The sequence below is a fragment of the Blattabacterium sp. (Cryptocercus punctulatus) str. Cpu genome (assembly GCF_000236405.1).
GTDB lineage: Bacteria > Bacteroidota > Bacteroidia > Flavobacteriales > Blattabacteriaceae > Blattabacterium > Blattabacterium punctulatus.
Map to the genome: position 1 here is coordinate 222,583 of NC_016621.1, position 15,041 is coordinate 237,623.

Annotated in this window: 21 protein-coding genes; 20 read left to right on the plus strand and 1 reads right to left on the minus strand. The window is 25.4% G+C overall.

Features of this window, described 5'->3' with window-relative positions:
• Nucleotides 1-19: 19 nt before the first annotated feature.
• Nucleotides 20-1,924: a molecular chaperone DnaK gene (gene dnaK, locus BLBCPU_RS01070; protein ID WP_014246159.1), complete on the minus strand. Its 1,905-nt coding sequence runs from the start codon at nt 1,922-1,924 to the stop codon at nt 20-22.
• Nucleotides 1,925-2,117: 193 nt separating this feature from the next.
• Between dnaK and rplM the strand changes: the two genes are divergently transcribed.
• The 20 genes from rplM (at nt 2,118) to rpsQ (ending at nt 15,040) form a co-directional block, all read left to right on the plus strand.
• Nucleotides 2,118-2,558, plus strand: a complete 441-nt coding sequence (rplM, locus tag BLBCPU_RS01075) for a 50S ribosomal protein L13 (RefSeq protein ID WP_014246160.1) — start codon at nt 2,118-2,120, stop codon at nt 2,556-2,558.
• Between the two features lie 6 nt (nt 2,559-2,564).
• Entirely contained in the window at nt 2,565-2,939 is a 375-nt protein-coding gene (gene rpsI, locus BLBCPU_RS01080) for a 30S ribosomal protein S9 (RefSeq protein WP_014246161.1), read from the plus strand.
• A gap of 28 nt (nt 2,940-2,967) precedes the next feature.
• Nucleotides 2,968-3,693, plus strand: coding sequence for a 30S ribosomal protein S2 (gene rpsB, locus BLBCPU_RS01085; protein ID WP_014246162.1), 726 nt, complete (start codon nt 2,968-2,970; stop codon nt 3,691-3,693).
• On the plus strand, nt 3,690-4,505 hold the full coding sequence (gene tsf / locus BLBCPU_RS01090; RefSeq protein ID WP_014246163.1) for a translation elongation factor Ts: 816 nt from the start codon (nt 3,690-3,692) through the stop codon (nt 4,503-4,505). Before rpsB ends, tsf begins: the two co-directional genes overlap by 4 nt.
• Nucleotides 4,506-6,077, plus strand: coding sequence for a 2,3-bisphosphoglycerate-independent phosphoglycerate mutase (gene gpmI / locus BLBCPU_RS01095; RefSeq protein ID WP_014246164.1), 1,572 nt, complete (start codon nt 4,506-4,508; stop codon nt 6,075-6,077). It abuts the gene before it with no gap.
• A 5-nt stretch (nt 6,078-6,082) separates the two neighbouring features.
• The gene (gene map, locus BLBCPU_RS01100) at nt 6,083-6,904 is read left to right on the plus strand and encodes a type I methionyl aminopeptidase (protein WP_014246165.1); all 822 of its coding nucleotides are present in this window, start codon (nt 6,083-6,085) and stop codon (nt 6,902-6,904) included.
• Nucleotides 6,905-6,990: 86 nt separating this feature from the next.
• On the plus strand, nt 6,991-7,371 hold the full coding sequence (gene rpsL / locus BLBCPU_RS01105; protein ID WP_014246166.1) for a 30S ribosomal protein S12: 381 nt from the start codon (nt 6,991-6,993) through the stop codon (nt 7,369-7,371).
• Nucleotides 7,372-7,383: 12 nt separating this feature from the next.
• A complete protein-coding gene (gene rpsG / locus BLBCPU_RS01110; protein ID WP_014246167.1) occupies nt 7,384-7,860 on the plus strand; it encodes a 30S ribosomal protein S7 in 477 nt (158 codons plus the stop codon).
• A gap of 4 nt (nt 7,861-7,864) precedes the next feature.
• Complete coding sequence (fusA, locus tag BLBCPU_RS01115) at nt 7,865-9,997, plus strand: elongation factor G (protein WP_014246168.1); 2,133 nt, start codon at nt 7,865-7,867, stop codon at nt 9,995-9,997.
• Between the two features lie 4 nt (nt 9,998-10,001).
• Entirely contained in the window at nt 10,002-10,307 is a 306-nt protein-coding gene (gene rpsJ, locus BLBCPU_RS01120; RefSeq protein ID WP_014246169.1) for a 30S ribosomal protein S10, read from the plus strand.
• A gap of 5 nt (nt 10,308-10,312) precedes the next feature.
• A complete protein-coding gene (gene rplC, locus BLBCPU_RS01125) occupies nt 10,313-10,954 on the plus strand; it encodes a 50S ribosomal protein L3 (protein ID WP_014246170.1) in 642 nt (213 codons plus the stop codon).
• On the plus strand, nt 10,945-11,574 hold the full coding sequence (gene rplD / locus BLBCPU_RS01130; RefSeq protein ID WP_014246171.1) for a 50S ribosomal protein L4: 630 nt from the start codon (nt 10,945-10,947) through the stop codon (nt 11,572-11,574). Before rplC ends, rplD begins: the two co-directional genes overlap by 10 nt.
• An 8-nt stretch (nt 11,575-11,582) precedes the next feature.
• The gene (locus tag BLBCPU_RS01135) at nt 11,583-11,873 is read left to right on the plus strand and encodes a 50S ribosomal protein L23 (RefSeq protein WP_014246172.1); all 291 of its coding nucleotides are present in this window, start codon (nt 11,583-11,585) and stop codon (nt 11,871-11,873) included.
• Nucleotides 11,874-12,698 (plus strand): 50S ribosomal protein L2, encoded by an 825-nt coding sequence (gene rplB / locus BLBCPU_RS01140; RefSeq protein ID WP_014246173.1) that lies wholly within the window; start codon nt 11,874-11,876, stop codon nt 12,696-12,698.
• 12 nt (nt 12,699-12,710) lie between these two features.
• The gene (rpsS, locus tag BLBCPU_RS01145) at nt 12,711-12,995 is read left to right on the plus strand and encodes a 30S ribosomal protein S19 (RefSeq protein WP_014246174.1); all 285 of its coding nucleotides are present in this window, start codon (nt 12,711-12,713) and stop codon (nt 12,993-12,995) included.
• Nucleotides 12,996-13,011: 16 nt separating this feature from the next.
• The gene (rplV, locus tag BLBCPU_RS01150) at nt 13,012-13,377 is read left to right on the plus strand and encodes a 50S ribosomal protein L22 (RefSeq protein WP_014246175.1); all 366 of its coding nucleotides are present in this window, start codon (nt 13,012-13,014) and stop codon (nt 13,375-13,377) included.
• 13 nt (nt 13,378-13,390) lie between these two features.
• Entirely contained in the window at nt 13,391-14,107 is a 717-nt protein-coding gene (gene rpsC / locus BLBCPU_RS01155) for a 30S ribosomal protein S3 (RefSeq protein WP_014246176.1), read from the plus strand.
• Nucleotides 14,108-14,146: 39 nt separating this feature from the next.
• Complete coding sequence (rplP, locus tag BLBCPU_RS01160; RefSeq protein WP_014246177.1) at nt 14,147-14,566, plus strand: 50S ribosomal protein L16; 420 nt, start codon at nt 14,147-14,149, stop codon at nt 14,564-14,566.
• Nucleotides 14,563-14,772 (plus strand): 50S ribosomal protein L29, encoded by a 210-nt coding sequence (locus tag BLBCPU_RS01165; protein ID WP_014246178.1) that lies wholly within the window; start codon nt 14,563-14,565, stop codon nt 14,770-14,772. The genes rplP and BLBCPU_RS01165 overlap by 4 nt, the downstream gene beginning before the upstream one ends.
• Nucleotides 14,750-15,040, plus strand: a complete 291-nt coding sequence (gene rpsQ, locus BLBCPU_RS01170) for a 30S ribosomal protein S17 (protein WP_014246179.1) — start codon at nt 14,750-14,752, stop codon at nt 15,038-15,040. Before BLBCPU_RS01165 ends, rpsQ begins: the two co-directional genes overlap by 23 nt.
• The last annotated feature ends 1 nt before the right edge of the window (nt 15,041 follow it).

Genomic DNA, 15,041 nt, shown 5'->3' on the forward strand with positions numbered 1-15,041 from the left:
AAGGGGATTAGTTTTTTTATTATTTAACTTCTTCATAATCTACATCTTGGACATTTTCATTTCCTTTATTATTTTTTTCTTCATTATTTTTTTTATTAGAATCATTTGAATTATTATTTTTTTTATTGGAAGAATAAAGTTCTTGTGATGCATTAGCCCAAACTTCGTTTAATTTTTTCATACAAATATCAATAGATGAAAAATCTTTTTTACTGTGTGCCAGTCTTAATTCTTCTAAAGATTTTTTTATATTTTTTTTATTATTTTCAGATAATTTATCTCCATAATCTTTTAACTGTTTTTCAGATTGAAAAATCTGATTATCTGCGGAATTTAATTTATCTATTTCTCCTTTTATTTTTTCGTCTTTTTTTGCATTTTCTTCCGCTTCTCTTTTCATTTTTTCAATTTCCTCTTGATTTAACCCTGAAGAAGTTTCAATTCGTATAGATTGTTCTTTTCCAGTCCCTTTATTTTTTGCAGAAACATTAAGTATTCCATTAGCATCAATATCAAAACTAACCTCAATTTGAGGAATTCCTCTAGGTGAAGGAGGGATCTCAATGAGATCAAATCTTCCTATTTCTTTATTATCATTGAACATAGGTCTTTCTCCTTGTCCTACTCTTATAGTTACTGCAGATTGATTATCTGATGCTGTAGAAAAAATTTCTGATTTTTTAGTAGGAATAGTAGTATTGGATTCTATAAGTTTTGTAAAAACACCCCCTAAAGTTTCTATTCCTAAAGATAAAGGAGTTACATCAAGCAATAAAACATCTTGTACATCACCTGTTAAAACTCCTCCTTGTATAGCAGCACCAATAGCTACAACTTCATCTGGATTTACTCCTTTAGATGGTTTTTTTTTAAAAAATTCTTCAACTTTTTCTTGTACTTTTGGAATTCTCGTAGAACCTCCTACTAAAATAACTTCGTCAATATCTTTAGTAGATAATCCAGCTGATTCTAATGCTTTGGAACATGGATTAATAGATCTAAATATTAAATTTTCAGATAATTGTTCAAATTTAGATCGAGTTAATGTAAGAACCATATGTTTTGGCCCTGATTCTGTAGCAGTAATATATGGTAAATTTATTTCTGTTTTAGTAGAAGATGATAATTCTATTTTAGCTTTTTCAGAAGCTTCTTTTAAACGTTGTAAAGCCATAGGATCATTTCTAAGATCTATTTCTTCTTTAGATTTAAATTCATTGGATAAATAATCAATTATAACTTGATCAAAATTATCTCCTCCTAAATGTGTATCTCCATTAGTAGAAAGTACTTCGAAAACTCCATCTCCTAATTCTAAAATAGAAACATCGAATGTCCCACCACCTAAATCATATACTACTATTTTTTTATTTTGATTTTTTTTATCTAAACCATAAGCTAATGCTGCAGCTGTTGGCTCATTAATAATCCTTTCTACTTTCAATCCGGCAATTTCTCCAGCTTCTTTAGTAGCTTGTCTTTGGGCATCATTAAAATATGCTGGTACAGTAATAACTGCTCTATTTACTTTTTTTCCTAGATAATCTTCAGCTGTTTTTTTCATTTTTTGAAGTATCATAGCAGATATTTCTTGAGGTGCATATAATCTATTTTCTATATTAACACGTGGTGTGTTATTTCCACCTTTGACAATTTTATAAGGAATATGTTTTGATTCTTCTGTTACTTCAGAAAACATTCTACCCATAAAACGTTTAATTGAAAAAATAGTTTTTTGTGGATTCGTAACTGCTTGTCTTTTTGCAGGATCTCCTATTTTTCTTTCTCCATCTTCTATAAAAGCCACTATTGATGGAGTAGTCCTTTTACCTTCTGAATTAGGTATGACAACAGGATCATTTATTTCCATTACTGCAACACAAGAATTTGTTGTCCCTAAATCTATTCCTATAATTTTACTCATTTTTATTACTTTATTTTCATACTGTCATTCAATAGACAGTTCAATCATTATGCCATAATAAAGTTATAGAATGAATTACCATAATATCCTTTTAATAAAAAAAAAAATTGGAATAATAGTATGACAAAAAGTCATTTATATTCAAATTTTATTTTAAAATATCTTATATTTCTTAAATTAATTTATTTTGATTATGGATTTTTTAAGTTTTAAAACTATTAATAAAAATGATTCAAAAAATTGGATTATTATGGATGCAAAAGATCAATATTTAGGTAGATTTTCTACTAAGATTGCTTTAATAATAAGAGGAAAACATAAGACTAATTTTTCTCCAAATTTAGATTGTGGAGATTATGTAATTGTAATAAATTCTAAAAAAATTAAACTTACAGGAAAAAAATGGATTAATAAAAAATATATTCGTTATACTGGATATCCAGGAGGAAAAAAAATAATATTTGCTAAAGATCTTTTGATTAAAGATTCAACAAAAATAATATATAAATCTGTTAAAGGAATGCTTCCTAAAAATCGTTTGGGAAACAAAATTATAAAAAATCTTCATATTTATCCAAATTCTGAACATAAACATCAAGCCCAAAAACCAATTCAATTATATATAAAAAATTAATAAAAGATGATCCATACTATAGGAAGAAGAAAACGTTCTCTTGCACGTATTTATTTAAAACCTGGAAATAAAATTATTACGATTAATTCTAAAAAATTAGAAAAATATTTTCCAAAAAATATCCATGGAAAAATTTTATATCCTTTTCAATTAATAAATAATAATAAATTTGATATAAAAATAAAAGTTTGTGGAGGGGGATTTAATGGTCAAGCAGAAGCTATTTGTTTAGCTATATCTAGAGCACTTTGTAAATTAGACCCAGAAAATAGAAAAATATTAAAATTTAATGGATTATTAACTAGAGATTCTAGAAAAGTAGAAAGAAAAAAATTTGGTCAAAAAAAAGCAAGAAAAAAGTTTCAATTTTCAAAACGTTAGAGGATTGATTCAAAATTAAATAAAAAAAATGAAAGCTAATACTCAAGATTTATTAAAAGCAGGTGTACATTTTGGACATATTTCTCGAAAATGGAATCCAAAAATGCGTCCTTATATTTTCATGAAAAAAGGAGGATTTCATATTATAGATTTATCAAAAACTGTAATTAAACTAGATATAGCCTGTCAAGAATTAAAAAAAATTGTAACCTTGGGTAAAAAAATTTTATTAGTAGGAACAAAAATTCAGGCTAAAGAAAAAGTTTTTTTTTATGCAAAAAGTGTAAATATGCCTTGTGTAACGGAAAGATGGTTAGGGGGATTATTAACAAACTTTACTACTATTCGAAAATCAGTAAAGAAAATGAATAGTATAGAAAAAATGAAAAAAAATGGAACTTTCGATGCTTTATCTAAAAAAGAACGATTATTAATAAATAGGTTATATACAAAATTATATAGAAATTTAGGAAGTATTTCTTTTATGAATCATCTTCCAGGGGGTATTTTTTTGATAGATCCATTTAAAGAAAAAATAGCTTTATCAGAATCTATAAAATTAAAGATTCCTATTTTTGCTATGGTAGATACAAATACAGATCCAAATGGTATAGATTATCCAATCCCATCTAATGATGATTCATCTAAATCTATTGATATAATTTTACAATTTATTACAAAAGCAATTCAACAAGGTCATTTATTAAAAAAAAATGAACGTGAAGAAAAAAAATCTATAAATGAAAAATCATGAAAATTTCAATTTCTCAAATTTATAAACTAAGAAAAATTACTGGTATTGGAATAATGGATTGTAAGATAGCTTTAATTAAAACCAATGGAAATTTTGAAAAAGCAATCGATTTTTTAAGAAAAAAAGGAGAAAAAATAGCTATAAATCGTGCTTCTTTAAAAGTTAAAGCAGGTTCAATTATATCTTGTATAAATGCTGATCAAACATCTGGTACTATTATCGGTTTAAGTTGTGAAACAGATATTCTTTCCAAAAGTTCAGATTTTTTAAATTTTTTATCCAAATTATCTGATAAATCATTTTTATGCAATACAAAAGAAGATTTTTTATCTAGTTTATATCATGGAAATAGTATTCGAGAAATGATCTTTGAAAAGATTAGTGCTTTTAATGAAAAATTAGAATTAAAAATATTTGAGAAAATAAATTCCCCATTTGTGATAAATTATACGCATAATAATAAAATAGCTTCTTTAGTTGGATTTTCTTCTAAAATTCAAAAATCAATTGCAAAAAATATTGCTATGCATATTACAGCTATGAATCCAATAGCTATAGATAAAAAAGAAATACCCGAAAATTTAATGAAAAAAGAATTAGAAATAATTCGATTTCAGATAGAAAAAGAAAAAAAACCAGATCAAATAAAGGAAAAAATGATTTTTGGAAAAATAAAAAAATTTATAATGGAGAATACTTTATTGAATCAAAAATATATAAAAGATAACAATATAACTATTCAAGAATATATGAATAGATCATTTTCAAAAAATATAAAAATAAATTCTTATAAAAGAATAAGTATTTTTTAAATGAAAAAATTGATATTGATAATTTTAGATGGTTGGGGTTTATCTTCTTCTGAAAAATCTTATAGATCGGCTATTCATATTGCTAAAACTCCATTTATGGATTATTGTTATAAACATTATCCATTTAGTAAATTACAAGCATCTGGTTTATCTGTAGGATTACCATCAGGACAAATGGGAAATTCAGAAGTAGGTCATATAAATTTAGGATCTGGTAGAAAAGTAATTCAAAGTTTAGAAGAAATAAATAATTCTATTAAAAATAAATTTTTTCAAAAAAAAGTAAATTCTATTTTTGATTATATTTTTTATACTAAAAAAAGAATTCATTTTATTGGTTTATTATCAGATGGTGGTGTACATTCACATATAAATCATCTTTTTTATTTGCTTAAAATAGCTCATAAAAAACAGATCAATAATGTTTTTGTACATGCATTTACAGATGGACGTGATACTTCTCCTAAGAAAGGAATTTTTTATTTAAAAAATCTTTTGTCTTTTATGAAAAAAAATATTGGAAAATTATCTTCTGTTATTGGAAGATATTATTCCATGGATCGAGATAAACGATGGGAAAGAACTAAAATAGCATATGATGCTATCGTTCATTCAAAAGGATATTATTGTAAATCCGATAATATATTAAAATATATAGAATATTCTTATAATAAAGGTATTACTGATGAATTTTTAAAACCTATAATAAGTGTTGATAATTTTGGAAATCCTATTTCTAAAATAGAAAAAGAAGATGTAGTTTTTTGTTTTAATTTTCGTTCAGATCGATCAAGACAATTAACCGAATTTTTAACAAATAATCTTGAAAAGAATACGAAGAGTAATTCACTTTCTAAAATAGATAAATTAAATTTATATTATATAACTATGACTTGTTATAATCCTAAATATAAAAATATTAATGTTCTTTTCAAAAAAAAAAATTTATCAAATACTTTAGGAGAAATATTAGAAAAAGAAGGTAAAAAACAAATTCGTATAGCTGAAACCGAAAAATACCCACATGTTACTTTTTTTTTCTCAGGAGGCCGTGAAATTCCATTTATTGGAGAAACTCGGATTTTATGTAAATCTCCTAAAGTTACTACTTATGATCAAAAACCTGAAATGAATGCAAAACAAATTGTAAATAAAATTATTCCTGAATTAAAAAAAAAAGAAGTTGATTTTATTTGTTTAAACTTTGCAAATCCGGATATGGTAGGTCATACTGGAAAAATGAAAGAAACAATAAGAGCATGTGAATTTGTTGATTATTGTACAAAAATTTGTTCCGAAGAAGCTATAAAAAATTCATATACAGTTATTATAGTTGGAGATCATGGAAATGCCGATTATATGATTAATCCGGATGGAAGTCCAAATACTTATCATTCTAGTTCTTTTGTTCCTTTTATTCTTTTGGATCAAATATATAAAAATAATAAAAATATTCTTTTAAAAAAAATTGCATCTTTATCAGATGTTACTCCTACTATTCTTCAATTAATGAATTTACCGAAACCTAGTATTATGAATGGAATATCTATAATAAAAAAGATAAATAAATAGATATTATGGTTAAAACAATTGAAGAAATAATTCTTATAAAGAAAAGTGCTTTTTTAGCATCAAAAACATTAGGAATGTTAACTAAAGAAGTAAAACCAGGTATAAATACACTTTATTTAGATAAACTTGCTGAAACTTTTATTCGTGATCATGGAGGTACTCCTGCATTTTTGGGATTATATGATTTTCCAAATACTTTATGTGTTTCTCCTAATTACCAAGTTGTACATGGAGTTCCTAATCAAAATACCTTATATGAAGGAGATATTTTATCTATAGATTGTGGTGTATATATGAATGGCTTTTATGGAGAACATGCTTATACTTTTGAAGTTGGGAATGTTTCTAGTAAAATAAAAAAATTTCTTAATTGTTCAAAAAAATCTCTTTATATTGGATTATCTAAATGTAAAAAAGGAAATTATGTTGGTGATATAGGATATTCTATACAATCTTATATTGAAAATTATGGATATAGTGTGATAAAAAATCTTGTAGGTCATGGATTAGGAAAAAAAATGCACGAAAATCCTCAAATACCTAATTTTGGAAAAAAAGGAGAAGGTATCAAATTAAAGGAAGGTTTTGTTCTTTCTATAGAACCAATGGTTAATAAAGGAACTCCTGAAATCATCTTTCATAAAGATGGTTGGACTATTACAACTTTAGATAAAGATCTTTCTGCACATTATGAACATAATGTAGCTATTGTTGATGGACTCCCTTGTTTACTTTCTACTTACCGTTATATTTATAATGAACTTAATATTAATTCTTTAGAAGAAGAATTCTTTCAAAATGAAAAAATTAATATTGATAATTTTTAATTAAATTTTTGAATTTTAATTGTAATTTGTTATTAATTAATATAATTTGTTTCCTTTGTATATTCTAAAAAAAATTGAAATAAAATATGCCTACTATACAACAATTAATTAGAAAAGGTAGATCATCTATTTCTAAAAAAAGAAAATCTGTTGCATTAGGATTTTGTCCTCAACGAAGAGGTGTTTGTACACGGGTTTATACAACTACTCCAAAAAAACCTAATTCTGCTATGCGAAAAGTTGCTCGTGTACGTTTTACAAATGGTAAAGAAGTTATTTGTTATATAACTGGAGAAGGTCATAATCTTCAAGAACATTCTATAGTATTAGTAAAAGGTGGTAGAGTAAAGGATTTACCAGGAGTAAAATATAAAATTGTACGAGGAGCTCGTGATACTGCCGGAGTAAATGGAAGAAAAAAGAGCAGAAGTAAGTATGGAGCTAAAATTTCTAAAAAAGAAAAATAATTTCTATCTAAAATGAGAAAAATAAAGAAAAAAAGAAAAATATATTTTCCTGATCCACAATTTAATGATCCTCTAGTTTCTCGTTTTATTAATCATTTAATGAAAAATGGAAAAAAAAATTTAGCATATAAAATATTTTATGATGCTATGAAAGAAATAGAAAAGATTAAAGAAAAAGAAGAAAAATCAGCATTAGAAATATGGAAAAATGGATTAAAAAATGTAATGCCTCATGTAGAGGTAAAAAGTCGTCGTATGGGAGGATCTAATATTCAAATTCCTATTCCTATTTCTTCCAATAGTAAAATAACAAAAGGTATGAAATTACTTATATCTTGTGCTTCTATTAGAAGTGAAAAAAAAATGTCAAGTAAATTAGCTTTTGAAATATTAGATGCACATAAAGAACAAGGAGAAGCAATAAAAAGAAAAGAAAATATCCATAAAATTGCCGAAGCTAATAAAGCTTTTTCTCATTTTAGATTTTAGAAAAATGAAAAGGAACTTAAAATATACAAGAAATATAGGAATTGCGGCACATATTGATGCAGGTAAAACTACAACTACAGAAAGAATTTTATTTTATACTGGAATAAATCATAAAATCGGTGAAGTACATGATGGTGCTGCAACAATGGATTGGATGTTACAAGAACAAGAACGTGGAATTACTATTACTTCTGCTGCTACATTTTGTGAATGGATTTACAAAAATAAAAAATACCAAATTAATATTATTGATACTCCAGGTCATGTTGATTTTACGGTAGAAGTAGAAAGATCATTGAGAATATTAGATGGAATGGTAGTTTTATTTAGTGCAGTAGATGGTGTAGAACCACAATCAGAAACAATATGGAGACAAGCAGATAAATATAATATTCCTAGAATAGCTTTTGTAAATAAAATGGACCGTCAAGGATCAGATTTTTTTAATGTTTGTTTACAAATGAAAAAAATGTTGGGGGCTAATTCTATTCCATTACAAATTCCTATTGGATATGGAGATAATTTTATTGGAGTTGTAGATTTAATATCTAATAAAGCTATTGTATGGGATGAAAATAATTATGGTATTACCTATCAAGAAGGTCCTATCCCATTTGAAATGAAGAATATTGTAAAAAAATATCAAAATAAGATTATTGAATCTTTATCGGAGTATGATGATGTTATTATGGAAAAATTTTTGTATAATTCTTCTTCTATTTCTGAAGAAGAAATTATAAATTCTTTGCAAAAGAATACAATAAATATGAGAATAATTCCTGTATTTTGCGGTTCTTCTTTTAAGAATAAAGGAGTACAAGCAATGTTAGATGGAGTATGTCGTTACCTACCTTCTCCTCTTGAAGTTAAAGATATTGTAGGAGTTAATCCTATTAATCAAAAAATAGAAACGAGAAAAGCTAGTGAAAAAGATCCTTTTTCTGCTTTAGCGTTTAAAATATCTAGTGATCCATTTGTAGGAAAATTAGCTTTTTTTAGAGTATATTCTGGTAAAGTTCATGCTGGTTCATATAGTTTAAATACAAGATCTGGAAATAAAGAACGTATTTCTAGAATATATCAAATGCATGCTAATAAACAAAATCCTATTGGTAGTATAGAGGCAGGAGATATTGCTGCTATAGTAGGATTTAAAGATATTAAAACAGGGGATACTTTATGTGATGAAAAATTTCCAATTCTTTTAGAAAGTATATCTTTTCCAGATCCGGTTATTGGTATAGCGATTGAACCTAAATTTAAGTCAGATATAGATAAAATGAGTTTAGCACTATCTAAATTAATGGAAGAGGATCCTACTTTTCAAGTACGAACGGATAATTATACCGGACAAACTATTATTTCTGGTATGGGAGAATTACATTTAGAAATTCTTATAGACCGTATGAAAAGAGAATTTAAAGTAGAAGTAAATCAGGGTAAACCAAAAGTAGAATATAAAGAAGCTTTAACAGATTTAGTAGAACATAGAGAAATTTATAAAAAACAAACTGGAGGTAGAGGAAAATATGCAGATATATTATTTCGAGTAGAGCCGGGTAATATAGGGACATATGGATTAGAATTTATTAATAAAATAAAAGGTGGAAATATACCTAAAGAATATATTCCTTCTATAGAAAAAGGATGTAAAGAAATGATGAAAAATGGACCTTTATTAGGATATGAAATTGATAGTGCAAAAGTTACAGTATTAGATGGATCTTATCATTCTGTGGATTCTGATCAGTTATCTTTTGAAATAGCTGGTAAACTTGGTTTTAGAGCTGCCATAAAAAAATCTAATCCTGTTTTATTAGAACCAATTATGAAGTTAGAAGTAATAATTCCAGAAGAAAATATGGGAGATATTATAGGAGATTTAAATCGAAGAAGAGGGATGATTCGAAGTATGGATAATCGAAAAAATATCAAAGTGATTCAAGCAATAGTTCCATTATCTGAAATGTTTGGATATGTTACTATATTACGTACACTTTCTTCTGGAAGGGGTAATTCAGTTATGGAGTTCTCTCATTATGATATAGTTCCAAAAAATATTACGGATAATATTATTATGGGAAATAATTGTGTAACTAATAAAGAAAAAAAAATAATAAAAAATAAAAAGTATTGACAATATGGGTCATAATATAAAAATTAAATTAAAATCTTACGATTATAATTTATTAGATAAATCTGCTGAAAAAATTGTAAGCTCTGTTTTGCCAACAGGAGTTATTTTGAATGGTCCAGTACCATTACCTACTGAAAAAAAAATATTTACAGTTTTACGTTCCCCCCATGTAAATAAAAAATCTAGAGAACAATTTATGCTTCCAACTCATAAAAGACTGTTACAAATTCATAATGCATCGTCCAAAACAGTAGATGCTTTGATGAAATTAGAATTACCAAGTGGAGTTGAAGCTGAAATTAAAGTATAAATAAAATGAATGGATTAATAGGTATCCATCTTGGTATGAGTAGTATTTTTTCCCAAGATGGAAAAAATATTCCATGTACTATTATCAAAATTGGTCCATGTTATATAGTACAGATAAAAACTATAAAAAAAGATGGTTATTCATCTATTCAATTAGGAATAGAAGATAAAAATAAAAAAAATACGACTAATTCTTTAAAAGGACATTTTAAAAAAGCTGGGATTACCCCAAAAAAAAAACTTATAGAAATTAGAAATGTTTTTTTGATAGATAAAAAATATTTTAAATTAGGTAGTAAAATAAATCCAGATTTCCTTATAGAAGGAGAATTAGTTGACGTAAAAGGAATTTCTAAAGGTAAGGGATTTCAAGGTGTTGTAAAAAGACATAAATTTTCAGGAGTTGGAGAAAAAACTCATGGTCAACATAATCGTTTAAGATCTCCTGGATCTGTTGGAGCTGGATCGGATCCTTCACGTATTTTCAAAGGGAAAAAAATGGCTGGAAGAATGGGTGGAGGAAATGTAACTATTCAAAATTTGAAAATATTAAAAATAGATATATCTAAAAATATTTTAATATTAAAGGGGTCTGTTCCAGGAAATAAAAATTCATATTTAATGATAAAGAAAAAAAAATGGAATTAAAAATTTTGGATATTAAAGGAAATTATACAGATCGAAAAATTGAATTTAATGAAAAATTTTTTGGTAAAAAGTCTTATGATCATTCTATTTATTTAGAAATAAAGAGATATTTATCTGCACAGCGTCAAGGAACACATAAATCTAAAGAAAGAGGAGATTTATCTGGAAGTACTAGAAAATTACATAGGCAAAAAGGAACTGGTGGGTCTAGAAAAGGTAATATTAAAAATCCTATATTTAGAGGAGGTGGAAGAATTTTTGGACCACGTCCTAGACATTATTTTGAAAAAATAAATAAATTAACAAAGAATTTAGTAAAAAAAACAATTATAGGATATAAATTAAAGGAAAATAAAGTAAAAATTATAGAAGATTTTCAATTAAAAATTCCAAAAACTAAATTTATATTAAAAATATTGAAATTTTTGAAATTAGAAAATAAAAAATCATTAATGATAATTGAAAAACCAAATAAAAATTTATATTTATCATCTAGAAATTTAAAAAATTTTAAATTATTAAATATCAATGAATTAAATAGTTATTCTCTATTAAATTCTTTATATATTATTTTTTCTGAAAATTCAATGAAAAAAATTTATGAAATATTGAATAATTAGTTATATATATGATTTTAATCAAACCTGTTATTACGAATAAATCTTCTATAAATGAAAAGCAAACTTGTTATACTTTTTTTGTATGTATAAAAAGTAATAAAAATCAAATAAAAAAAGAAATAAATAAAGTATTTGGTGTTACTATAAAAAAAATTCGAACTATGATTTATCCTAGAAAAGATAAATCTAAATATACTAAAAAAGGATTTTTATATGGAAAAACAATTAGATTGAAAAAGGCTATTATTCAATTAAAAGAAAATCAAAAAATTGATTTTTTAAATCAAAAAAAAATTTAAATGTCAGTAAAAAAAATAAAACCTACAACACCTAGTCAACGATTTAAAATTATTAATAATTTTGATGAAATTACAAATTTTAATCCTGAAAAGTCTTTGACAAAAGGAAAATGTAAATCTGGAGGTAGAAATAATTTTGGAAGAATGACTATGCGTTATTTCGGAGGTGGGCATAAAAAAAAATATAGAATAATTGATTTTAAAAGAAGAAAATTTGGAATATCAGCTATTATAAAATCTATAGAATATGACCCAAATCGATCTTCTTTTATTTCTCTTTTACATTATAAAGATGGAGAAAAACATTATATTTTAGCTATAAATGGATTTAAAATAGGACAAAAAGTTATATCTGGAAAAAAAGTTCCTTTGAATATAGGTAATTCAACTTTTTTAAGTGAAATTCCATTAGGAACAAATATTTCTTGTATAGAATTAATTCCTGGACAAGGAGCTAAAATAGCTAGGAGTGCAGGATCTTATGCACAATTATTTGCAAAAGAAGGAAAATATGCAACTATAAAATTTCCTTCTGGAGAATTAAGAATAGTTTTGGTTTCTTGTATGGCTACTATCGGTATAGTTTCTAATTTAGATCATCAATTAGAAATATATGGAAAAGCTGGTAAAAATCGACATCTTGGAAGAAGACCTAGAACTAGAGGAGTAGCTATGAATCCAGTGGATCATCCTATGGGAGGAGGAGAAGGGAAAGCTTCTGGTGGTATACCTAGAAGTAGAAAAGGAATACCTTCTAAAGGATTTAGAACCCGGACTAAAAAGAAATATTCAGATAAATATATTTTGCAAAGAAGAAAAAAATAAATTTTTTATATTATGGCAAGATCTTTAAAAAAAGGACCATTTGTTTCTCAAAAATTGTATAAAAAAGTTTTGAAAAATATTAAACTTGAAAAAAAATCTATTATTAAAACATGGTCTAGACCATCTACAATTATTCCAGATTTTATAGGACAAACTTTTGCAGTTCATAATGGAAGACAATTTATTAATGTGTATATTACAGAAAATATGATTGGTCATAAATTAGGTGAATTTTCTCCTACTCGTACTTTTAGAGGCCATTCTGGTTCTAAAAATAAATTAAAAGTAAAAAGTTAGAATTTTCTTAAAAAAAATGAATTTTAAAGAAAAAACTATTGTTTCAGGGTCTTTAAATAGAATCCGAAGTTCTCCAAGAAAAATAAGATTAGTAGTTGATATTATTCGTAATAAAGAAATTAAAAATGCTTTGGATATATTAAAATATAGTAAAAAACATAGAATTTCTATTTCATTAAGAAAATTATTAATTTCTTTATTATCCAATTATAAAAAAAAATATATGGAAGATAATATTGATGAAAAATCTTTATGTATAAAGGAAATTAGAGTTGATCAAGGAAAAACTTTAAAAAGATTACGTCCTGTACCTCAAGGTAGAGGTCATAAAATTAGAAAAAGATCAAGTAATGTAGTAGTTACTTTAGGAAAGAGAAAATAAAAGTAAAATATATATGGGACAAAAAACTAATCCAATTGTTAATCGTTTAGGGATTGTTATGGGCTGGCAATCTAGTTGGTGTAATAATTATAAGGATAGAATACAAGAGGATTTTAAAGTTAGAAGGTATATAGAAACTCGTTTACTTAAAGGAATTGTTTCTCGAATTTTTATAGATAGAACTCTAAAATTTATAACGATAACTATTAGAACATCTAGACCAGCTCTTGTTATAGGAAAAAGAGGAGAAGAAGTGGATACTATTAGAAAAGAATTAAGAAAATTTACTCAAAAAGAAGTTCAAATTAATATATCTGAAGTAAGAAGACCAGAGTTAGATGCCCCTTTAGTAGCTAAAGGATTGGTTAGACAATTGGAAAATAGAATATCTTATAAAAAAATAATTAAATTATCTATTATTTCAGCTATGAGAATGAATGCTCAAGGTATAAAAATTCAGATTTCTGGAAGATTGAATGGATCTGAAATGGCTAGACGAGAATCTTATAAAGAAGGTCGAATTTCTCTTGGGACTTTTCGGGCAGATGTTGATTATCATATGGAAGTTGCTCATACAGTTTATGGAACTATCGGGATAAAAGTTTGGATTATGAAAGGAGAAATATATGGAAAAAAAGAATTATCTCCATTATTTGGATTACAACAACAAAAAAATCACGTTTTTATAATAATAAATTTTCTGCTTTTAAATAAAAAGAAAAAATATTAATTTTTTTATTAATATAATATCTAATTATTATTTTTATGTATGTTACAACCAAAAAAAACAAAATATAAAAAAAATCAAAAAGGTAGAATCCGGGGTAATGCTTCAAAAGGACTTATTCTTTCAAGAGGATTATATGGAATAAAAGCGATGGAAGGTACGTGGATTACATCTAGACAATTAGAAGCTGCTCGTGTAGCTGCTACTAGATATATGAAAAGAGAAGGAAGATTGTGGATAAATATTTTTCCAGATAAACCAATAACAAAAAAACCACAAGAAGTTCGTATGGGAAAAGGAAAAGGACCTGTAGAATTTTGGGTATCTATTGTTAAACCTGGAAGAATATTATTTGAAATAGATGGTGTAGAAATGATCATTGCTAAGGAAGCATTAAGATTAGCTTCTCAAAAATTTCCTATAAAAATGAAATTTATTTTTTCAAAAGAATTTGTAGAATGAAAAAATATTCGGAAATTCAAATTTTATCTATTAATGATATTAAAATAAATATACAAATTCAAAAAAAAATTTATCAAAAAATGAAATTTGATCAAGTTTTAAATTTTAAAAAAAATTTTATAAAAATTAGGATTTTGAGAAGATATATCGCTAAATTAAAAACTGAATTAAATAAAAAAATAAATGATAATAAATCAGGAAAATAATAGTATTACTATTCCTAGAAGAAATAGTAGAAAACAAAGAATAGGAATAGTAGTTAGTAATAAAATGAATAAAACAATTATTGTTTCTGAAACTAAAAAAGTAAAACATAAATATTACGGAAAAAGTATTTTAAAAAAGAAAAAATATATGGTTCATGATGAAGAAAATATATCCAAAAATGGCGATAAAGTAAAGATTATGGAAATAAAACCTATTAGTAAAAATAAATGTTGGAGATTAATTTCTGTTTTAGGTAAAATCGGATAAT